Raw genomic sequence first — 20,717 nt, forward strand, 5'->3', positions numbered from 1 at the left:
TGACATCACCCACGAGCCAGAACCTTGCGCAGCGCTTCGAGGAAGCGGCTGTTTTCCGCCGGCAGACCGATGGTCACCCGCAGATGGTTCGGCATGCCGTAGTTGGCCACCGGACGTACGATCACGCCTTCGCGCAGCAGGCCCTGGAACACCGGAGCCGCCACTTGTCCGAGGTCGACGCAGATAAAGTTGCCCTTGGATGGAATCCAGCTCAGGCCCAGCTCGCGAAAACCCGCTTCCAGCTGTTGCATGCCGGACTCGTTGAGCTGTCGGCTTTGCACCAGATATTCCTCGTCCTTCAGCGCCGCACACGCCGCAGCCAAGGCCAGGCTGTTGACGTTGAACGGCTGACGTACGCGGTTCAGCACGTCTGCCACCACCGGAGTCGAGAGGCCGTAACCAACCCGCAGCGCCGCCAGACCGTAGGCCTTGGAGAAGGTGCGCGAGACCAGCAGGTTCGGGTAAGCCGCGAGGAAATCCAGACCATCCGGTAGATCGCTGCCTTCGGCGTATTCAATGTAAGCCTCGTCCAGCACCACCAGCACGTGCTCCGGCACGTCCTGCAGGAACTCGTCCAGCGCTTCGGCGCCGAACCAGGTGCCGGTCGGATTGTTCGGGTTGGCGATGAACACGACGCGCGTGTTGGCGTCGATGGCCGCCAGCATCGCCGGCAGATCATGCCCCCAATCCTTGGCCGGAACGACTTTGGCCTGGGCGCCGACCGCCTGGGTCGCGATCGGATAGACCGCGAACGCGTGCTCGCTGAACACCGCATTCAGGCCCGGCGCCAGGTAGGCGCGCGCCACCAGCTCGAGAATGTCGTTGGAGCCGTTGCCCAGGGTCACCTGGTTCAGCTCGACGCGGCACTGCTCGGCCAGCAGGGACTTCAAGGCAAAACCGTTGCCGTCCGGATAACGGGTCAGCTCGTCCAGCGCTTCGCGGATTGCGGCCAGCGCTTTCGGGCTCGCGCCCAGCGGGTTTTCGTTGCTCGCCAGTTTGACGATGCTTGCCGGATCCAGGTCCAGCTCGCGCGCCAGTTCGTCCACGGGCTTGCCCGGTACGTATGGCGAAAGTTGTTGCACGCCCGGCTGTGCCAGAGCGAGGAAGTTGCCACTCATTTGCTACCGCCCCTTAAAGAACTGCTTTCGGGTAGGAACCCAGCACCTTGAGTGCTACTGCTTCCTGACTGATCTTTTCCAGTACACCTTTGATCAGCGGATCACGGTGATGGCCGACGAAGTCGATGAAGAACACGTAGGTCCATTTACCACTGCGCGACGGACGGGTTTCGATCCGGGTCAGGTCGATCCCGTTGTCATGAAACGGCACCAGCAGCTCATGGAGCGCGCCGGGCTTGTTGCTCATGGACACAATGATCGACGTCTTGTCATCGCCGGTCGGCGGCACTTCCTGGTTACCGATCATCAGGAAGCGCGTGGAGTTGTCCGGACGATCCTCGATCTTCTCGGCCAGACGGGTCAGGCCATACAGCCCGGCCGCCATGTCACCGGCAATCGCCGCCGAGTTCCACTCACCTTTGACCCGCTTCGCCGCTTCGGCATTGCTGGACACCGCCACGCGCTCGACATTCGGATAATGGGCGTCCAGCCACTTGCGGCACTGGGCCAGCGACTGAGCGTGGGAATAGATGCGGCTGATGCTGTCGGTCTTGGTGTTTTCACCGACCAGCAGGTGATGGTGAATTCGCAACTCGACCTCGCCGCAAATCACCATGTCGTGTTCAAGGAAGCTGTCGAGGGTGTGGTTGACCGCGCCTTCGGTGGAGTTCTCCACCGGCACCACACCAAAATTCACCGCACCGGCCGCCACTTCACGGAACACTTCATCGATCGCCGCCATCGGCTTGCTGATCACCGCATGACCGAAGTGCTTCATGGCTGCCGCTTGAGTGAAGGTGCCTTCCGGACCGAGATAGGCCACTTTCAGCGGATTCTCGAGGGCCAGGCACGAGGACATGATTTCGCGGAACAGCCGCGCCATCTCTTCGTTGCCCAGTGGCCCCTTGTTGCGCTCCATCACGCGCTTGAGGACCTGCGCCTCACGCTCGGGACGATAGAACACCGGCTGCTCGCCTTCGGCCAGACTGGCCATCTTGACCCGGGCAACCTCTTCGGCACAGCGAGCACGATCACTGATCAGCTGGAGGATCTTCTCATCAAGGTTATCGATGCGAACGCGCAGCGCCTTGAGTTCCTGCTCGGACATCAGGAATGCTCCTTCTCGAACTCAGCCATGTAGCCAACCAGCGCTTCAACCGCATCCAGACCCAGGGCGTTGTAGATCGAGGCACGCATGCCGCCGACCGAACGGTGGCCCTTGAGGTTGAGCAGACCGCGGGCGTCGGCGCCAGCCAGGAAAGCCTTGTCCAGACGCTCGTCAGCCAGACGGAACGGCACGTTCATCCAGGAGCGGGCATTGACGCTGATCGGGTTGGTGTAGAAGTCGCTGTTGTCGATGAAGCCGTACAGGCGATCTTTCTTCGCCTTGTTGCGCTGCTCCATCGCGGCGACGCCGCCCTGCTCCTTCAGCCACTCGAAGACCAGGCCCGAGAGGTACCAGGAATAGGTGGCCGGGGTGTTGTACATCGAACCGTTGTCGGCCGAGATCTTGTAGTCGAGCATGGTCGGGCACGAACTGCGGGCACGGCCCAGCAGGTCTTCACGGACGATCACTACGACCAGACCGCTCGGGCCGATGTTCTTCTGCGCACCGGCGTAGATCAGGCCGTACTGCGACACATCGATCGGGCGCGAGAGGATATCGGAGGACATGTCGACCACCAGCGGAACGTCACCGGCCTCGGGCACCCAGTCAAACTGCAGGCCGCCGATGGTTTCGTTGGACGCATAGTGCAGATAGGCCGCACCCGGGGTCAGCTTCCATTCGTTCTGACCAGGAATGGCCAGGTAGTCATAAGGCTTGGCGCTGGCGGCAACGTTGATGTTGCCGAAGCGACGCGCTTCCTCGATGGCTTTCTTCGACCAGATGCCGGTCTCGACATAGTCGGCAGTGCCGTTCTCGGGCAACAGGTTCAGCGGGATCTCGGCGAACTGCTGGCTCGCGCCGCCCTGCAGGAACAGCACTTTGTAGTTGGAGGGGATGGACAGCAGGTCGCGCAGGTCCTGTTCGGCTTTTTCGGCGATGGCCACGTAGTCGTCGCTACGATGGCTCATCTCCATGACCGACAGACCCTTGCCGTGCCAGTCGAGCATCTCGGACTGGGCACGCAACAGGACAGCTTCAGGCAGCGCAGCGGGACCTGCGCAGAAGTTAAAGGCTCGTTTGCTCACATCCACTCTCGCTATGCAATCACGGTAGCGGACAGAGCAAACACTCTGCCCTGCTACGATTTGGTTAGTCTTGCGACTCTTCTTCGTCTGCGGCGTCCGCCTGCAGGTTGTCGACCGCATCGTCCGGTTCGGCGCCGATCACGCCTTCTTCCAGCTCGACACCTTCTTCACCTTCAAACTCTTCACCCTCGACTTCCGACGGCTCCTGGACCCGCTCCAGACCGACCAGGGTTTCATCCTTGGCCAGTTTGATCAGGGTCACACCCTGGGTGTTACGGCCCAGGCTGGAGACTTCGTCGACACGGGTACGCACCAGCGTGCCCTGGTCGGAAATCAGCATGATTTCTTCACCGTCCTGCACCTGAACCGCGCCGACCAGACGGCCGTTACGCTCGTTGCTGACCATGGCGATAACGCCCTGACCGCCACGCTTGTACTCAGGGAACTCGGTAATCGCCGTGCGCTTGCCGTAGCCACGCTCGGAAGCCGTCAGGATCTGGCTGCCCTCTTCCGGGATCAGCATGGAAATCAGCTTCTGCCCTTCCGGCAGACGCATGCCACGCACACCGCGAGCGGTACGACCCATGGCACGGACTTCGGATTCCTTGAAGCGAGTCACCTTGCCGCCGTCGGAGAACAGCATGATTTCCTGCTCGCCATCGGTGATGGCAGCGGAGATCAGGATGTCGCCTTCGTCCAGCTCCAGCGCGATCAGACCGACGCTGCGCTGACGGCTGAAGGCCACCAACGGGGTCTTCTTGACGGTACCGTTGGCGGTCGACATGAAGATGAACGGTGCCTTCTTGCGGTCGGCAGCCTTGATGCGCGCGCGGCGCTCTTCTTCGGTTTCGTTGCTGTTTTCGATGTCTTCTACATCTGCCTCGGCGCCTTCGGCTTCTTCTTCATCAGCCTGACGCTTCATGGCTTCGAGATCGACCGGCAGCATGGTGGTGATGTATTCACCGTCATCCAGCGGCAGCAGGTTGACCAGCGGACGACCACGGGCGGCGCGGGACGCTTCCGGAATCTCGTAGGTCTTGAGCCAGTACACCTTGCCCTTGCTGGAGAACAGCAACAGCGTGGTGTGGCTGTTGGCGACCAGCAGGTGAGCGATGTAGTCCTCATCCTTCACGCCGGTCGCCGACTTGCCTTTACCGCCACGACGCTGGGCCTGGTACGCAGCCAGCGGCTGGGTCTTGGCATAACCGCCGTGGGAGATGGTCACGACGCGCTCTTCTTCCGGGATCATGTCGCCCAGGGTCAGGTCGAGGCGTGCATCGAGAATCTCGGTGCGGCGCACGTCGCCGTATTCGGCGCGGATCACTTCCAGCTCTTCGCGGATCACTTCCATCAGGCGCGTGGCGCTGTTGAGGATGCGGATCAGCTCGCCGATCTGGTTGAGGATCTCTTGATACTCGGCCAGCAGCTTTTCGTGTTCCAGGCCGGTCAGGCGGTGCAGACGCAGTTCCAGAATGGCTTGCGCCTGTTCCGGCGACAGGAAGTACTTGCCGTCGCGCAGACCGTATTGCGGGTCGAGGTTTTCCGGACGGCACGAATCGGCACCGGCGCGCTCGACCATGGTCATCACCGCACTGGATTCCCACGGCGTGCTGACCAGCGCTTCTTTCGCTTCCGACGGAGTCGGCGAGGCCTTGATCAGCGCGATTACCGGGTCGATGTTCGACAGGGCGACGGCCTGACCTTCGAGGATGTGACCACGCTCGCGGGCCTTGCGCAGTTCGAACACGGTGCGACGGGTAACGACTTCGCGACGGTGACGGACGAAGGCTTCCAGCAGATCCTTGAGGTTCAGGATCCGCGGACGACCATCGATCAGCGCAACGATGTTGATGCCGAATACCGACTGCAGCTGGGTCTGGGCGTAGAGGTTGTTGAGGATCACCTCAGGCACTTCGCCGCGACGCAACTCAATCACGACGCGCATACCGTCCTTGTCGGACTCGTCGCGCAGTTCGGTGATGCCTTCGAGTTTTTTCTCTTTTACCAGCTCGGCGATCTTCTCGATCAGACGCGCCTTGTTCAGTTGGTAAGGCAGTTCGGTGATGACGATCTGCTGACGGCCACCGACCTTGTCGATGTCTTCGATGATCGAGCGGGCGCGCATGTAAATGCGGCCACGGCCGGTGCGGTAGGCTTCGATGATGCCGGCGCGACCGTTGATGATCGCGGCGGTCGGGAAGTCCGGACCGGGGATGTATTGCATCAGTTCATCGACGGTCAGCTCGGGGTTGTCGATGAGCGCCAGGCAACCGTCGATGACTTCACCGAGGTTGTGCGGCGGAATGTTGGTCGCCATGCCCACGGCGATACCGCTGGAACCGTTGACCAGCAGGTTCGGCACGCGGGTCGGCATGACCGCCGGGATCAGTTCGGTGCCGTCGTAGTTCGGCACCCAGTCCACGGTTTCCTTGTGCAGGTCGGCCAGCAGCTCGTGCGCCAGCTTGGTCATGCGCACTTCGGTGTATCGCATGGCCGCGGCGTTGTCGCCGTCCACCGAACCGAAGTTGCCCTGACCGTCCACCAGCAGATAACGCAGCGAGAATGGCTGCGCCATACGAACGATGGTGTCGTACACCGCGGTATCACCGTGCGGGTGATACTTACCGATCACGTCACCGACGACACGGGCAGATTTCTTGTACGGCTTGTTGAAGTCGTTGCCCAGCTCGCTCATCGCGAACAGCACGCGACGGTGCACGGGCTTCAAGCCATCGCGCGCATCCGGCAGTGCACGGCCGACGATCACGCTCATCGCGTAATCGAGATAGGACTGTTTCAGCTCGTCTTCGATATTGACCGGGAGGATTTCTTTGGCCAGTTCGCCCATGAGAAGCCTGATTCCTTTTTCTGGTGAAACTTCGCCATATCCATAGGGGACGCACGAAGCTCGTCGATGCAGGCCGAGTGCCATGCGCCGACTTACGACAAATCGACAAGTTGACCCTGGATTTGCGCAGTGAAGACAACCCCGCGGGACTGCCTCGGAAAACGCCGGATGTTATCACAAGAGCCGCCACGCACCTATCCCCCAGATGCGCATGGAGCATAGTTAGATGACCGATGACAGGCTTAACGGGGACGAGAGAGGCTCAGAGCTTCTCCGAATGCAAATTTCGAGACGAAATTGCGGATGTTTATTGACTTTCAGGGCCTCATCGCTGGCAAGCCAGCTACCACAAGATCCGTGCCGGGCACAAAACCTGTGGAAACCAGCCTGCTGGCGATAGCGATTTAGTGGGTGCAGAACACCTTTAATGCAAGCGCTTGCGGCACATCAGCTGGGCCATTTTCGCGGTGTCCGGTCGTTCGACAATGCCCTTTTCGGTGATGATCGCATCGATCAGGTCCGCCGGCGTCACGTCGAACACCGGATTGAACGCCTCCACGTCCGCCCCGACACGCTTGCCGCCGACTTCCAGCAGTTCGGCACCGTCGCGCTCTTCGATCGGGATGTCATCACCGCTGGCCAGATTCATGTCGATGGTCGAACTCGGCGCCACCACCATGAAGCGCACGCCGTGGTGCATGGCGTTGACCGCCAGTTGATAGGTGCCGATCTTGTTCGCCACGTCACCGTTGGCGGTGATCCGGTCGGCGCCGACGATGACCCAGGTCACGCCTTTGGTTTTCATGATGTGCGCAGCGGCGGAGTCGGCATTGAGCGTTACCGGAATGCCTTCGTTGGCCAGTTCCCACGCGGTCAGGCGCGAGCCTTGCAGCCACGGCCGGGTTTCGTCGGCGTAGACGCGCTCGACCATGCCCTCGATGAACGCGGCGCGGATCACCCCGAGCGCCGTGCCGAAACCGCCGGTGGCCAGGGCGCCGGTATTGCAGTGAGTCAGAATGGCCTGGGCATTGCCCTGATGCTTGCGGATCAGGTCGACACCAAGCTGGGCCATGGTCAGGTTGGCTTCGCGATCGCTTTCATGAATGGCGATGGCCTCTGCTTCGAGCGCTTCCAGCGGATCGGCGTTGTCCTTCAGGCGATCCAGCCGGTCGTGCATGCGGTTCAACGCCCAGAACAGATTGACCGCCGTCGGGCGTGAATCGGCCAGCAGCATGAAATCCTCTTCCAGCGCGGCATACCAGTCGCCACCTTCGGCAATCCGGGCACGAGCCGCCAACACGATGCCATAAGCCGCACTGATGCCGATGGCCGGCGCACCGCGCACCACCATCGAGCGAATCGCTTCGGCCACGCCGGCGGCGCTGGTGTAGGCGATCCAGTTTTCCTCGAACGGCAAAACGCGCTGATCCAGCAGGTGGAGCGCGCCATCACGCCAATCGATGGCCTTCACTTTCTCCGCAGCCAACAGTCGATCGCGCATCCCTCACCCCGCACTCATGAACAAAAGCCGCCGATTATAGCGATCCCCCCGCGAAGACGCTCGGGTATACTTCGCCATCCTTTACAAAAGCACTGGAACCGACCCTCGATGCCGAAACCTGCCATTGCGCTCGACTTATTATTGCTGCCGACCTGGCTGGTACCCGTCGAACCCGCAGGCGTTGTGCTCAAGGAGCATGGCCTGGGCATCCGCGACGGTCGCATCGTGTTCATCGGCCCGCGCGCCGAAGCATTGAAGTGTAACGCCGCCGAAGTCCGCGAATTGCCGGACATGCTGCTCGCCCCCGGCCTGATCAATGCTCATGGCCATGCCGCCATGACTCTGTTCCGCGGCCTCGCCGACGATCTGCCGTTGATGACCTGGCTGGAAAACCACATCTGGCCGGCCGAGGGCAAATGGGTCGATGAAGATTTCGTGCGTGACGGCACCGACCTGGCCATCGCCGAGCAGATAAAAGGTGGCATCACCTGTTTTTCGGACATGTATTTCTTCCCGAAGGTTGCCAGCGAGCGCGTGCACAACAGCGGAATTCGTGCGCAGATCGCCATTCCGATCCTCGATTTCCCGATTCCGGGCGCCGCCAGCGCCGATGAAGCCATTCGTCAGGGCGTCGAACTGTTCGGCGACCTGAAGCACCACGAGCGCATCAAGATCACTTTCGGCCCTCATGCACCCTACACCGTTGGTGATGAGAACCTGGAAAAAATCCGCGTGATCGCCGAAGAGCTGGACGCCTCGATTCACATGCACGTCCACGAGACCGCCTTCGAAGTGCAGCAAGCGGTCGAACAGCGCGGCGAACGTCCGCTGGCCCGCCTCAGCCGACTGGGCCTGCTCGGCCCGCGCTTCCAGGCCGTGCACATGACCCAGATCAGCGATGACGACCTGGCGTTGCTGGTAGAAAGCAACACCAGCGTGATCCACTGCCCGGAGTCGAACCTGAAACTGGCCAGCGGCTTCTGCCCCGTTGAGCGCCTGTGGCAGGCCGGGGTCAACGTGGCGGTCGGTACCGATGGCGCGGCGAGCAACAATGATCTGGACCTGTTGGGCGAAACCCGCACCGCTGCGTTGCTGGCCAAGGCTGTCGCCGGCTCGGCCACCGCGCTGGACGCCCATCGGGCGCTGCGCATGGCCACGCTGAACGGCGCGCGGGCCTTGGGGATCGAAGCCGAGACCGGCTCCCTGGAACTCGGCAAGGCTGCGGACATTGTCGCATTCGACCTGTCCGGCCTGGCCCAGCAACCGGTCTATGACCCGGTCTCGCAACTTATTTACGCCACCGGCCGGGACTGCGTGAAACATCTGTGGGTCGCCGGCAAGCAGCTGCTCGACGACCGGCGCCTGACGCGCCTGGACGAACAACAGCTCGGCGAAACCGCCCGGGCCTGGGGCCGACGCATCAGCGGCCACACCGAATCGTAAACACCCCGGGGCAAACTCCGGGGCTACAGCCTTTTTCAAGTTTTAGAGGATTGAATCATGAGCAACGTCGACCACGCCGAAATCGCCAAATTCGAAGCACTGGCCCATCGCTGGTGGGACCGCGAAAGCGAGTTCAAACCACTGCACGACATCAACCCGCTGCGGGTCAACTGGATTGACGAGCGCGTCAACCTGGCCGGCAAGAAAGTCCTCGACGTCGGTTGCGGCGGCGGCATCCTCAGCGAAGCAATGGCCCAGCGCGGCGCGACCGTGACCGGCATCGACATGGGCGAAGCGCCGCTGGCGGTCGCACAACTGCATCAGCTGGAATCCGGCGTGAACGTCGAATACCGCCAGATCACCGCCGAAGCCCTGGCGGAAGAAATGCCCGAGCAGTTCGACGTCGTCACCTGCCTGGAAATGCTCGAACACGTACCGGATCCATCCTCGGTGATCCGCGCCTGCTTCCGCATGGTCAAGCCCGGCGGCCAGGTGTTCTTCTCCACCATCAACCGCAACCCGAAGGCTTACCTGTTCGCCATCGTCGGCGCCGAATACATCATGAAGCTGCTGCCGCGCGGCACCCACGACTTCAAGAAATTCATCCGCCCGTCCGAGCTCGGCGCCTGGAGCCGCATGGCCGGTCTCACCGTCAAGGACATCATCGGCCTGACCTACAACCCGCTGACCAAGCACTACAAGCTGGCGGCGGACGTTGACGTCAACTACATGATCCAGACCCTGCGCGAGGAATAAGCCGATGGCCATCAGAGCAGTCCTTTTCGACATGGACGGCACCCTGCTCGACACCGCGCCGGATTTCATCGCGATTTGCCAGGCGATGCGCGCGGATCGCGGTTTGCCGCCGATGAACGACAAGCATATCCGCGACGAAATTTCCGGCGGCGCCAAGGCCATGGTCGCGGTGACGTTCTCGATGGACCCGGAGTCGCCGGGCTTCGAGGAATTGCGCCTGGAGTTCCTTGAGCGTTATCTGGCGGGCTGTGCCGTGCACAGCAAGTTGTTCGATGGCATGGGCGAGCTGCTGGCCGACATCGAGAAAGCCAATCTGGTCTGGGGCGTGGTCACCAACAAGCCGCTGCGCTTCGCCGAGCCGATCATGCAGCAACTGGGGCTGGCCGAGCGTTCGGCCTTGCTGATCTGCCCGGATCATGTGAAGAACAGCAAACCGGATCCCGAGATGCTTGAGCTTGCCTGCAAGATGCTTGATCTGGATCCGTCGACCGTTCTGTTTGTGGGCGATGATCTGCGCGATATCGAATCCGGCCGTGACGCCGGCACCAAGACTGCCGCCGTGACCTATGGCTACATTCACCCGGACGACAACCCGCGACACTGGGGCGCGGACGTGGTGGTGGATCATCCGCAGGAGTTACGCAAGGTGATCGATAACGCGCTGTGCAGTTGCTGATTCGTGCCCGCTCGATTCCCATGCCGGTCGTGGGAACGATCAGAAGTTAATGGATTAGAGGTTTTTTATGTTTGATTACACCGCTCGCCCCGAATTGCTCAAGGATCGGGTCATTCTGGTCACCGGTGCCGGTCGTGGCATCGGTGCGGCCGCCGCCAAGACCTACGCGGCCCACGGTGCAACCGTGCTGCTGCTGGGCAAGACCGAAGCCAACCTGACCCAGGTCTACGACGAGATCGAAGCGGCCGGGCATCCGCAGCCTGCCGTGATTCCGTTCAATCTGGAAACCGCCCTGCCCCATCAATACGATGAGCTGGCAGCGATGATCGAAACCGAGTTCGGCCACCTCGACGGCCTGCTGCACAACGCCTCGATCATTGGCCCGCGCACGCCGATCGAGCAGTTGTCCGGTGAAAATTTCATGCGCGTCATGCAGGTCAACGTCAATGCGATGTTCATGCTGACCAGCACCCTGCTGCCGCTGCTCAAACTGTCGCAGGACGCCTCGGTGGTATTCACCTCCAGCAGCGTCGGGCGCAAGGGCCGTGCTTACTGGGGCGCCTATGGTGTGTCGAAGTTCGCCACTGAAGGCCTGATGCAGACTCTGGCCGACGAAGTCGACGGCGTGGCACCGGTACGCTCCAACAGCATCAACCCGGGCGGCACCCGCACCAGCATGCGCGCCCAGGCGTATCCGGGGGAAAACCCGCTGAACAACCCGACGCCGGAAGAGATCATGCCGGTCTATCTGTACCTGATGGGTCCGGACAGCACAGGCATCAACGGCCAGGCATTCAACGCCCAGTAATGCCATACGTCGCTTTTGTTGCCGCGGCGGATTCCCGTCGCGGCATACATTTGCCGCTTTGCGCAGGCCCGTTTCAGTCAAATTACCACCACTCCATTCCACTCTATAAATTCAACTCTTTGATTCACAAAGGTTTTAATTAAACCTGAACTGAGTGGCACGACTTTCGCTCTACATTCCCTCAAAGCACGCCGAGTGAAGGCAGTCGGGCAAGGCCTGATTTCGATAGCTGACTAATCGTCATCGGGCAGACTAAACTTGTGCCAAATGTCCTACGGGACTGATGGATCAGTATGACGCGCAGCCCATAGCCGCTCTCACCCAGCCTGTAAGACAGACTTACTGCTTAGGGGCTCACGCCATATGAAATCACCCTCCCAGACCACTGCAATTGACTTCGACAGTGCCAAATTGCAACGCCTGGGCTTTGGTCAGCTGCCTCCGCTGCTGCAGCGACCTGTCAGCCTGGCGCAATTGCGCCAGCAAATGAGCCTGCAACTGCAAACCAGCCTTGAGCCTCAACGCATCCTGGGTCTGTTCTTCCGCGAAGTTCAGCGCCTGGTACCGCTCGACGCCTTGAGCTATGTGCACAGTGGCAGTGACTTGCGCCTGGAGTTCGGTGCCCGCGGTCATCACTCGGCCAGCTACAGCCTCAGCCACGACGGCGAGCACATGGGCGAGCTGGTGTTCCGCCGCAACCAGCGCTTCAGCGAGCAGGAACTGGGCAATCTGGAATCACTCCTGTCGTCCCTGCTGTACCCGATGCGCAACGCGCTGCTCTACCGCGTTGCGACGCAGACGGCCTTGCGCGATCCATTGACCGGCGCCGGCAACCGTATCGCCATGGAGCAGACCCTGCAGCGGGAAATCGAGATGTCCCGTCGCCACCTGCAACCGCTGTCACTGCTGATGCTGGACATTGATCACTTCAAGCAGGTCAACGACATTCATGGTCACACGGCCGGCGATGAAGTGCTTAAAGCTGTCGCAGCCTCGATCAAGGACCAGTTGCGCAACGTCGACATGGTGTTTCGTTATGGCGGGGAAGAGTTTTTGATTCTGCTGTCCAACACCAGCCGCGAAGCCGCCGCGATGGTCGGCGAACGCCTGCGGTATGCAGCGCAGGCCCAGGACTATTACGCCGATGGCCAGTTGATCGAACTGACCGTGAGCCTTGGCTGCTCGACCCTGCTGCCGGGCGAGTCCGCCGACAGCCTGCTGCGTCGCGCCGACAGCGCGTTGTACGTGGCCAAACGTGAGGGGCGCAATCGCCTGACTATGGCCGGCTGAACCTTTATCAGGCCAATAAAAAACGGGAGCACATGGGCTCCCGTTTTTCATTGAGGTCGTCGGACTAGCTCTCGACCAGCGCCCGTCGCTCGCGCCCGACCAGCACCCGCTCTGTCAACTCCAACTGCATGCAGCGCTCAAGGAACAGGTACATGTAGTCGTAGCTCTTGCACACAGCCTGGCGCAGCTCGGTCTGCAAGGCCCGGCTCGGGTTCATGCCGGCCAGGGTGCAGATGATTTCCAGCGCCTCCCAGGGGTGGGCGTCATCGTACTGGGCGTGCATCTTCAGCCACTTCATCGCCCGCTTTCGGTCTTCTTCAGGGAAAGCGGCGGCGTACACACCGGTCGAACAGACCAGCGCCGACCACTCCCCGGTCGCGCCCTCGATTGCATAGTTGGTGGCCGCGATGGCCACGATCAACGAATCCGCCGAACTGGTGTGCCAGCACCAATGACTCAGCGCATGCAGCTCGGGCGGTACTTGCTGGGCTTGCAGGTCTTCCAGGCTTACGCCATGGGCACGACTCCAGTGCACCCAGTAATCGGCATGGTTGAGTTCGACACGGATGTTGCGCATCAACCAGCGCCGCGCCATGTCTTCACCCGGGTGACGGGCGAATTTGGTTTTAGTGAGATTCTGCGCCATGTACAAAGCGAATTGCTCAACAACGGGCCAGCCCCCGATCAGGTACTGGCGCATGGTTTTGGCGCTGAGCTTGTTATCACGCATGCGCAGGTAAAGTTCATGTTCGACAACCCGGCGTTTGCTCTCGCTGCAATCCTGGATCAACTGTTGTGCCCAGGCAGGATAACTTGCAGCTTCCATGAGTGGTCCGGTTCGGTTGAATGTGTCGATCACTGTTCGGCTCCTTTTGATTTGTGATTGTAAGGATCGGCAAGAGACTTCAACGGAACGTGCCAGGCGCCTTGAACAACAGCGGCTGCGGTCTGGCGGGCCGACTTTGCAAACTGTCGCAGGTAAACAACTGCGGGCGTTCGATGACATAACCCTGAGCGTAATCCACGCCGATTTCAAGCAATGCCTGCTCGATCTGGGCTGTTTCGACAAACTCCGCAATTGTCTGCTTACCCATGACATGCCCGATGTGGTTGATCACTTCGACCATAGCGCGGTTAATCGGGTCGTCCAGCATATCCTTTACGAAACTCCCGTCGATCTTCAGGAAGTCTACAGGCAAATGTTTCAAATAAGCGAATGAAGACATTCCGGCGCAAAAATCATCCAGCGAGAAATAACAACCCAAGCCTTTGAGTTCATTAATAAATCGGATGGCACTGCCAAGATTTGCAATGGCGCTGGTTTCTGTAATTTCAAAACAAATCATTTCAGGAGGAACGGAATAGTTATCAAACTGTTCCCGCAGAAAGTGCAAGAACGCGTCATCTCCGATAGTAATGCCTGAAAGATTAATCGCACACATTGCCAGAGGCCGTTCGCACTCTTCGTTAATACATTGAGCAATGACCTTAAATACATTCTGCACAACCCAGCGATCCAGCGAAGTCATCAAACCGTAACGCTCGGCTGCCGGTATGAAGCTGTCCGGGAGAATCATCCGCCCCGCTTCGTCATGCAGACGCAGCAGAATTTCGATGTGCCCGCCGGTACCGCCGGCAACCGAACCCAACGGAGCAATTTCCTGGGCATAGAGACAGAAACGGTTTTCCTCCAGGGCCATGTGCAGGCGCTGCACCCAGGCCATCTCGCCGAAACGCAGGGATAGCTCCGAATCGTCGGCATGGTAGACCTGCACCCGGTTGCGGCCCTTTTCCTTGGCCATGTAGCAGGCCATGTCGGCCGCCCGCAGCGAGGCTTCGAGGGTGGTCGGGGTTTGCGCGACGTGCACCAGACCAATGCTGACAGTGGTCAGGAATGGCCGTCCCTTCCACACGAAATGCAGGTTCTGCACCGTCTGACGCAGCCCCTCGGCGATCTTCTCGGCTGCCTCCGGCGCGCAGTTCTCCAGCAGGATGCCGAACTCATCGCCCCCCAGCCGCGCCAGCGTGTCGCCCTCGCGCAGACCGGATTGCAGCAACGCGCAGATATGCCGCAGCAACTCGTCACCCGCCGCATGCCCGCAGGTGTCGTTGACCAGTTTGAACTGGTCCAGATCAAGAAACATCAGCGCATGCCGCCCGGGCTGCCGGGTCAGGTTGTGTAACGCCTGTTCGAGGCGATATTCGAACTCGCGGCGGTTGGCCAGACCGGTCAACGCATCATGGGTCGCCTGCCACGACAGATTGGCAATGTATTGCCGCTCCTGGGTCATGTCATGCAGCACCAGCACCGTCCCGCTGACCTTGCCCGCATTGCGGATCGGCGCTCCCACCAGCGTCACCGATACCGTGCTGCCATCCAGGCGCTGAATCAGCTTGGAATGCTCGCTGCCACCGCTGAGTTGCCCGCTCAGAATGTGTTCGATCAGGGTCAGCCCTTCGGTCTGGGCGTTGTCATCCAGCAAATTGAACAGCGCCGCCAGCGGCAGACCGGCAGCCTGTTCGGCCTTCCAATGAGTCAAGGCCTCGGCCGCCGGGTTCATGTATTCGATTGCACCGCTCACATCCGTGGTAATCACCCCGTCACCAATCGATTGCAGGGTGATATGGGCCCGGTCCTTTTCCAGCTGCAGGGCTTCGGCAAAGGCATGCCGCTGTTTGAGCAGTTTGCGGGTGCGCAACAGCGCCAGGACGATCAGGCCCAGCGCCGTGGCGAGGTTGGTGAACAACAGCAAACGCAGGATTACCCGCGAGCCTTCGCCCAGGGCATCGCTGAACGCCTTGGCGGCGGGTGTCACACCATCGTTGATCGCAAAGATCCGGTCCTTCCAGCGCCGGATATCGGCATCGGTGGCGGCATTGGCCGTGATCCGCCGGTGCATCTCCTGCGCCACGTCATCGAGCTCCACCAGATAGGCGTCGCCCAGCGTCCAGCGGTCGATGGCGGTTTCCAGATAACTGAAGTGACGAAAATTGAGGTACAGCCAGATCAGGCTGGAGACATCGTCCGGGTGGTTGCCGCCCTTGAGGATGCCCTCGCGGGCCGCCTGCAGGTCGGGTGGTTGCTTGTCCAGGGCCAGACGCAGCTGATGGCCACCCTGAGGCACGGCGATCGCATTCTGATATTTGAGGTAAATCGCCTCGTCACGGCTGTCGGCATACAGGTTGAGGTAATAGATCGCGTCCTTCTGGCCCTTTGACCAGAGGCTCTCGCCCGCCACATAGCCGCGAACAGCCGACAGGACGTAAAGACTCACGCCTCCCAGCAATGCCTGGAACAACACGACGGCGATGAATGGCCAGACGATGCCCAGCAACCGAGGCGTTCCGAGAGTCCGCTTTTGTTTCATTGGATTCCTTGCATGAGCACTGCCCGCTCGTCGTCCGGACGAAATCGCTACACCGAGACTAGGTGGGCTTCACGCACTAGGCAAGCCGGCCCCCTCATCGCTTTTGCAAGCGATACATATGCACCACTGCCAGGTCTTTTGGAAGCGCTCTACTGCAATTGGCATTTCTGTCCTCACCAGACAGCTGCCAGTTCGACCAATACGGCCAAAAGGGAGGTTTTGAGCCCCTTTGGGAGCTGTCCTACAACCGCTGCAAATGCCCATAAAGTTTGGCGTACAACCCGCCATCGGCAATCAATTGCTGATGGTCGCCATCTTCGGCCACTTGCCCGCCGTCGAACACCAGCACCCGGTCCGCCTGCTTCACCGCTGACAGGCGGTGGGCAATGATCAGCGTGGTGCGGCCATGGAGGAACCGCGCCATGGCCTGGTGCAGGTTGTATTCGGTGGCGGCGTCGAGGGCCGAGGTGGCTTCGTCGAGGATCACCACTTTGGGTTCGGCGAGGATCATCCGCGCAATCGCCAGCCGTTGCCGCTGGCCGCCGGACAGGCGCACGCCGGAGCGGCCGACGATGCTGTCCAGGCCGTCCGGCAAGGCGCGGATGGCGGGTTCGAGCTGGGCGATTTCCAGCGCCTGCCAGCAGGCTTCGTCACTGCGGGTACGGCCCATGGTCAGGTTGGCGCGCACGGTGTCGTTGAACAGCGCCGGATGCTGCAGCACCACTGCGACGTTTTCCCGAACCGTTTCCAGACCGATTTCCTGCTGGGTCGAGCCGCCGAAACGGATGGTCCCGGCCAGTGGCGTGTAGAGCCCCAGCAGTAATTGCACGAGGGTGCTTTTGCCGCCGCCACTGGCGCCGACAATCGCCACTTTCTCGCCTGGTGCGATGGACAGGTTCAACTGATCCAGCACCAGTTCGTCGCCGTAACCGAAGCTCAAACCCTGCACCTGAATCCCGACGGTCTCACGACCTTTGAACGGGTCGATGCCACCGGGGTATTGCGGCTCGTCGGCGCGGGCCAGCAATTCGTTGATCCGCGACAGTGCACCGCCCGCCGCGTAATAGGCGTATTGCAGGTTCAGCAGTTGCTCGACCGGGCCGATCATGAACCACAGGTAGCTGAACACCGCGAGCATCTGACCGATGGACAAGTCGGAGAACAACACCGTGAGCATCGCCGCCGCACGGAAAATATCGATGCCGAACTGGAACAGCAGGCCACTGGCGCGGTTCGAGGCGTCGGTCTTCCACTGCGAGTTGACCGCGTAGTTGCGCACCTCCTGAGCCCGCAGGCCGAGGCGCCCGAGGAAGAAGCCCTGACGGTTGCCGGCGCGCACCTCCTGAATTGCATCGAGGGTTTCGCTCAAGGCCTGGGTAAAGCGCGAGGTGCTGTCGTTCTCCAGCTTCTTCAGATGCTTGACCCGTTTGCCCAACTGCACCGTGGCGTAGATCACCAGCGGGTTGAACAGCAGGATCAGCAGCGCCAGTTTCCAGTGCATCCACATCAGGATGCTGGCGGTACCGACCAGGGTCAGCATCGCCACCAGAAAACGGCTGAGGGTTTCGCCGACAAACTTGTCGAGGGTGTCGAGGTCAGTGACCAGGTGCGTGGTGACCGTGCCGCTGCCCAGGCTTTCGTATTCGCCGAGGGAAATACGCTTGAGTCTTTCGATCAGGCGCACGCGAATGCGGTAGACGATGTCCTTGGCCAGCCGCGCAAACAACCGCGCCTGCAACACGCCAAAACACAGGGCGCTGCAACGCAGGGTCAGGGTCACCACCAGCATCAGGCCGATGTAGCCCGCCGCCTGTTGCCACATCGAGGGCAGCACATGGTTCATGACTTTCAGCGCGGCGTCGCCGTGGCCGAGCAGGACTTCGTCCACCAGCAACGGCAGCAGCAACGGGATCGGCACGCTGCACAGCGTCGCCAGTACGGCCACGCCGTTGGCGATCCACAGGGATTTTTTGTGATGAAGTGCCAGTCGCCGGACTTCAGCCCAGCTCAGCCGGTCGACACGCTTGACGGCTGGCGTGTCATCGGCCGGGTCAGACACAGGCCGCGCGCTCCAGCCATCGACCGAGCAACGGCGACAGTTCACTGAGCGGCTGGTAGCCGTTGGTCAGCAACGCCAGTTGGCCATTGCGTTCGGCGAGCAGGGTCGGGAATCCGGCGATACCGAGATCCTGAACCCAGTTGAAATCGGCCAGTGTGGCCTCGTGCTGGTCAGCACGATCGAACAGGGCAGCGAATTCGATGCGGGGGACGCCGGCCTTCTCCGCCAGCTCCACCAGAACGCTGGCCTGAGTGACATCGCGACCTTCAGCGTAAAACGCGTGCTGGATCAATCCGACCAGTTTCCAAGCGCAATCCGGTGCCAGGCTGCGCGCCGTGACGATGGCCCGGCAGGCAGGCTCGGTGTCGTAGACAAAACCGTCCGGTAATGCGCCTTCGAACTTGAACGGCTGGCCGGTGGCCTCGGTGACCGCCTGCCAGTGTTCGAGAATGTAGCGCCGGGTGGTTGGCTCAAGTGCCGCACCACTGCCGGTGCGCAACCCGCCGACCACCAGGTGCAGTTCCACCCCGGCAGCCTGCGCCTGCTCCACCAATGCCTTGGCGACCGGGGCAAATCCCCAGCACCAGGAACACATCGGATCCATCACATAGAGCAGGCGTGCAGACATGATTAAGCCTCGGAGGATGCTTGCTTATAGTTGTAGCCGATCGGGTGCGGCATGTTGCGCGCTTTTGCCAGTTCGATCTGTTTCTGGCGGTCGATGGCGCTGCGGCGGGTCTTCTCGCTCAGGCTGTTCCAGCAGTGCGGGCAGCTGATGCCGGCCACGTAATGCTCGGAGGCGCGATCCTCGACGCTGACCGGTGTACGGCAGGCGTGACACTGATCGTAGTCCCCTTCGCTCAGGTCATGGCGCACGGTCACGCGGTTGTCGAAGACGAAGCAGTCGCCCTGCCATTTGGTCTCTTCCTGCGGCACCTCTTCGAGGTACTTCAGAATGCCGCCCTTGAGGTGGTAGACCTCTTCGAAGCCTTCGCCGAGCATGTAGCTCGAGGCTTTTTCGCAGCGGATGCCACCGGTGCAGAACATCGCGACCTTCTTGTGCACGGCCGGGTCGAAGTGTTCTTTGATGTAGTCGGGGAATTCGCGAAAACTGGTGGTTTTCGGATCGATGGCGCCTTCGAAGGTGCCGATCGATACTTCGTAATCGTTGCGGGTGTCGATCAGCAGCACTTCCGGATCGCTGATCAGCGCGTTCCAGTCCTGCGGCTCGACGTAGGTGCCGACCTTCTTGTTCGGGTCGACGCCTTCGACGCCCAGGGTCACGATCTCTTTCTTGAGCTTGACCTTGGTGCGGTAGAACGGCTGCTCGTCGCAGTACGATTCCTTGTGATCGATGTCGACCATGCGTGGATCGTTGCGCAGCCAGGCCAGCAGGCCGTCGATGCCTTCACGGCTGCCGGAAACCGTGCCGTTGATGCCTTCTTCGGCGATCAACAGGGTGCCTTTGATGCCGTTGTCGACCATCGCTTGCAGCAGGGGCTCGCGCAGGTTGACGTAATCTTCGAGGGTGACGAACTTGTACAGTGCCGCCACGACAATCGGTTGTGTCATGGGTATTTCTCCAGGTGGCTACCCTCGTAAAGGGTGAACCGGATGCGAAAAAAAACGCGCCGGGTGAGCGGCGCGTTGCGGATTCTAGCAAAAAACCTCAGTTCATTGCTGCAAGGCTCAATGCTTGCTGCCGCCGGCACAGGTCGGCGACGCCGGAGCGGCGCCCACTTCTGCCCATTCCTGCGGGGTGTAGGTGTGCAGCGCCAACGCATGGAACTCGCCCATCAGCTCGCCGAGCGTGCCGTAGACTTTCTGGTGGCGCTTGACCCGGTTCAGGCCTTCGAACTGCGCGCTGACCACCACTGCCTTGAAGTGGGTCTGCAACCCGCGACTGTGCATGTGGCTTTCGTCCAGCACTTGCAGATGCTCAGGCTGAAGCAGCGCCAGCGTCGATTCGATGCGTTGTTGCATGGTCATCACGAACTCCGCTTACTTCTTCTTGGCCGGAGCCGCGCCTTTCGGTGCCAGCTCGTTGGTCATGTCGTCCAGCAGCTTGTTGACCACAGGAACGGCAGGTTCCAGTTTGGCCTGGGTCATCTGGGCCGATTGCTGGGTCAGCTGCGGCATTTTTTCCAGGACTTTCTTGCCCAGTGGCGACTGGTAGAACGCGACCAGGTCTTTGAGCTCCTGTTCGCTGAAGTTGCTGGTGTAGAGCTTGACCATGTCCGGTTTCAGCTTGTTCCAGCCGATGGCCTGGTCCAGAGCGGCGTTGGCCTTGGCCTGGTAGGTATCCAGTACGGCTTTCTTGGATTCCGGAGCCTTGGTCTGTTCAAAACGCTGGGCGAACATCTGCTGCACTTGCATGTACACCGGAGTGCCCAGCTTGTCAGCGTGCGCCAGGGTCAGGAAAGCTTCGGCACTGGCGTTGTGGCTGGCGGTATCGGCAAGCACCTGGCCGCTGGCGCAAACCAGGGCAACCGCGGTGCAGATGGCACGAAGACGAGTCATCGAGTTTCCTTTTCAGCTAGGCGAGGTAAAACCCCAAGGGCGACCATTCTGCGCCTGAATAACGCTGCGGCTCAACCCCCGGGCCTTGCCGTGCTTGATTGGCGGGGATTTGCCGGTCAACAATCGAATGGAGGGAA

General features: G+C 60.8%; 17 protein-coding genes. 5 read left to right on the plus strand and 12 right to left on the minus strand.

Annotated elements, in window-relative coordinates:
• Positions 1 to 5 precede the first annotated feature (5 nt).
• The 5 genes from hisC to mtnA all read right to left on the minus strand — a co-directional run bounded on the left by hisC (position 6) and on the right by mtnA (position 7,660).
• Positions 6 to 1,118, minus strand: coding sequence for a histidinol-phosphate transaminase (gene hisC, locus M5B98_RS21055; protein ID WP_248743855.1), 1,113 nt, complete (start codon positions 1,116 to 1,118; stop codon positions 6 to 8).
• Between the two features lie 13 nt (positions 1,119 to 1,131).
• Positions 1,132 to 2,226 carry a prephenate dehydratase gene (pheA, locus tag M5B98_RS21060; protein WP_007950913.1) on the minus strand — a complete coding sequence of 365 codons (1,095 nt, stop codon included), beginning with the start codon at positions 2,224 to 2,226 and terminating at the stop codon, positions 1,132 to 1,134.
• The gene (gene serC / locus M5B98_RS21065; RefSeq protein WP_248743856.1) at positions 2,226 to 3,311 is read right to left on the minus strand and encodes a 3-phosphoserine/phosphohydroxythreonine transaminase; all 1,086 of its coding nucleotides are present in this window, start codon (positions 3,309 to 3,311) and stop codon (positions 2,226 to 2,228) included. The genes pheA and serC overlap by 1 nt, the downstream gene beginning before the upstream one ends.
• A 64-nt stretch (positions 3,312 to 3,375) precedes the next feature.
• On the minus strand, positions 3,376 to 6,159 hold the full coding sequence (gene gyrA / locus M5B98_RS21070) for a DNA gyrase subunit A (protein ID WP_114884663.1): 2,784 nt from the start codon (positions 6,157 to 6,159) through the stop codon (positions 3,376 to 3,378).
• Between the two features lie 424 nt (positions 6,160 to 6,583).
• The gene (mtnA, locus tag M5B98_RS21075) at positions 6,584 to 7,660 is read right to left on the minus strand and encodes an S-methyl-5-thioribose-1-phosphate isomerase (RefSeq protein ID WP_248743857.1); all 1,077 of its coding nucleotides are present in this window, start codon (positions 7,658 to 7,660) and stop codon (positions 6,584 to 6,586) included.
• A 108-nt stretch (positions 7,661 to 7,768) separates the two neighbouring features.
• On the opposite strand from mtnA, the gene M5B98_RS21080 reads away from it, so the two are divergent.
• From M5B98_RS21080 to M5B98_RS21100, 5 genes are all read left to right on the plus strand, one after another.
• Positions 7,769 to 9,103 carry a TRZ/ATZ family hydrolase gene (locus M5B98_RS21080; protein ID WP_248743858.1) on the plus strand — a complete coding sequence of 445 codons (1,335 nt, stop codon included), beginning with the start codon at positions 7,769 to 7,771 and terminating at the stop codon, positions 9,101 to 9,103.
• Positions 9,104 to 9,160: 57 nt separating this feature from the next.
• Positions 9,161 to 9,859: a bifunctional 2-polyprenyl-6-hydroxyphenol methylase/3-demethylubiquinol 3-O-methyltransferase UbiG gene (ubiG, locus tag M5B98_RS21085; protein WP_007950906.1), complete on the plus strand. Its 699-nt coding sequence runs from the start codon at positions 9,161 to 9,163 to the stop codon at positions 9,857 to 9,859.
• A gap of 4 nt (positions 9,860 to 9,863) precedes the next feature.
• Positions 9,864 to 10,535: an N-acetylmuramic acid 6-phosphate phosphatase MupP gene (gene mupP, locus M5B98_RS21090; protein ID WP_114884669.1), complete on the plus strand. Its 672-nt coding sequence runs from the start codon at positions 9,864 to 9,866 to the stop codon at positions 10,533 to 10,535.
• 67 nt (positions 10,536 to 10,602) lie between these two features.
• Complete coding sequence (locus M5B98_RS21095) at positions 10,603 to 11,343, plus strand: YciK family oxidoreductase (RefSeq protein WP_003226924.1); 741 nt, start codon at positions 10,603 to 10,605, stop codon at positions 11,341 to 11,343.
• A 363-nt stretch (positions 11,344 to 11,706) separates the two neighbouring features.
• Entirely contained in the window at positions 11,707 to 12,633 is a 927-nt protein-coding gene (locus tag M5B98_RS21100; RefSeq protein ID WP_114884671.1) for a GGDEF domain-containing protein, read from the plus strand.
• Positions 12,634 to 12,697: 64 nt separating this feature from the next.
• On the opposite strand, the gene M5B98_RS21105 is transcribed toward M5B98_RS21100, so the two are convergent.
• The 7 genes from M5B98_RS21105 to M5B98_RS21135 all read right to left on the minus strand — a co-directional run bounded on the left by M5B98_RS21105 (position 12,698) and on the right by M5B98_RS21135 (position 20,580).
• A complete protein-coding gene (locus M5B98_RS21105; RefSeq protein WP_263860009.1) occupies positions 12,698 to 13,459 on the minus strand; it encodes an iron-containing redox enzyme family protein in 762 nt (253 codons plus the stop codon).
• 79 nt (positions 13,460 to 13,538) lie between these two features.
• The gene (locus M5B98_RS21110; protein WP_248743860.1) at positions 13,539 to 16,001 is read right to left on the minus strand and encodes an EAL domain-containing protein; all 2,463 of its coding nucleotides are present in this window, start codon (positions 15,999 to 16,001) and stop codon (positions 13,539 to 13,541) included.
• Between the two features lie 241 nt (positions 16,002 to 16,242).
• Positions 16,243 to 18,060, minus strand: a complete 1,818-nt coding sequence (locus tag M5B98_RS21115) for an ABC transporter ATP-binding protein (protein WP_248743861.1) — start codon at positions 18,058 to 18,060, stop codon at positions 16,243 to 16,245.
• Complete coding sequence (locus M5B98_RS21120; RefSeq protein ID WP_248740260.1) at positions 18,053 to 18,655, minus strand: DsbA family protein; 603 nt, start codon at positions 18,653 to 18,655, stop codon at positions 18,053 to 18,055. Before M5B98_RS21120 ends, M5B98_RS21115 begins: the two co-directional genes overlap by 8 nt.
• Before the next feature lie 35 nt (positions 18,656 to 18,690).
• Entirely contained in the window at positions 18,691 to 19,632 is a 942-nt protein-coding gene (locus M5B98_RS21125) for a rhodanese-related sulfurtransferase (RefSeq protein ID WP_085710831.1), read from the minus strand.
• Positions 19,633 to 19,749: 117 nt separating this feature from the next.
• Positions 19,750 to 20,049, minus strand: coding sequence for a BolA family protein (locus M5B98_RS21130; RefSeq protein ID WP_065257175.1), 300 nt, complete (start codon positions 20,047 to 20,049; stop codon positions 19,750 to 19,752).
• 12 nt (positions 20,050 to 20,061) lie between these two features.
• A complete protein-coding gene (locus M5B98_RS21135; protein ID WP_085710833.1) occupies positions 20,062 to 20,580 on the minus strand; it encodes a DUF2059 domain-containing protein in 519 nt (172 codons plus the stop codon).
• Between the last annotated feature and the right edge of the window lie 137 nt (positions 20,581 to 20,717).

The organism is Pseudomonas sp. MWU12-3088 (assembly GCF_023242405.1).
GTDB classification, from domain to species: Bacteria; Pseudomonadota; Gammaproteobacteria; order Pseudomonadales; family Pseudomonadaceae; genus Aquipseudomonas; species Aquipseudomonas kribbensis.

Excerpts from the sequence above, each read along its gene's own strand:
- hisC (WP_248743855.1), bottom strand. The coding sequence starts at position 1,118 with ATGAGTGGCAACTTCCTCGCTCTGGCACAGCCGGGCGTGCAACAACTT.
- pheA (WP_007950913.1), bottom strand. The coding sequence starts at position 2,226 with ATGTCCGAGCAGGAACTCAAGGCGCTGCGCGTTCGCATCGATAACCTT.
- gyrA (WP_114884663.1), bottom strand. The coding sequence starts at position 6,159 with ATGGGCGAACTGGCCAAAGAAATCCTCCCGGTCAATATCGAAGACGAG.
- mtnA (WP_248743857.1), bottom strand. The coding sequence starts at position 7,660 with ATGCGCGATCGACTGTTGGCTGCGGAGAAAGTGAAGGCCATCGATTGG.
- M5B98_RS21080 (WP_248743858.1), top strand. The coding sequence starts at position 7,769 with ATGCCGAAACCTGCCATTGCGCTCGACTTATTATTGCTGCCGACCTGG.
- ubiG (WP_007950906.1), top strand. The coding sequence starts at position 9,161 with ATGAGCAACGTCGACCACGCCGAAATCGCCAAATTCGAAGCACTGGCC.
- mupP (WP_114884669.1), top strand. The coding sequence starts at position 9,864 with ATGGCCATCAGAGCAGTCCTTTTCGACATGGACGGCACCCTGCTCGAC.
- M5B98_RS21095 (WP_003226924.1), top strand. The coding sequence starts at position 10,603 with ATGTTTGATTACACCGCTCGCCCCGAATTGCTCAAGGATCGGGTCATT.
- M5B98_RS21100 (WP_114884671.1), top strand. The coding sequence starts at position 11,707 with ATGAAATCACCCTCCCAGACCACTGCAATTGACTTCGACAGTGCCAAA.
- M5B98_RS21105 (WP_263860009.1), bottom strand. The coding sequence starts at position 13,459 with ATGGAAGCTGCAAGTTATCCTGCCTGGGCACAACAGTTGATCCAGGAT.
- M5B98_RS21110 (WP_248743860.1), bottom strand. The coding sequence starts at position 16,001 with ATGAAACAAAAGCGGACTCTCGGAACGCCTCGGTTGCTGGGCATCGTC.
- M5B98_RS21120 (WP_248740260.1), bottom strand. The coding sequence starts at position 18,655 with ATGTGTTCCTGGTGCTGGGGATTTGCCCCGGTCGCCAAGGCATTGGTG.
- M5B98_RS21125 (WP_085710831.1), bottom strand. The coding sequence starts at position 19,632 with ATGACACAACCGATTGTCGTGGCGGCACTGTACAAGTTCGTCACCCTC.
- M5B98_RS21130 (WP_065257175.1), bottom strand. The coding sequence starts at position 20,049 with ATGACCATGCAACAACGCATCGAATCGACGCTGGCGCTGCTTCAGCCT.
- M5B98_RS21135 (WP_085710833.1), bottom strand. The coding sequence starts at position 20,580 with ATGACTCGTCTTCGTGCCATCTGCACCGCGGTTGCCCTGGTTTGCGCC.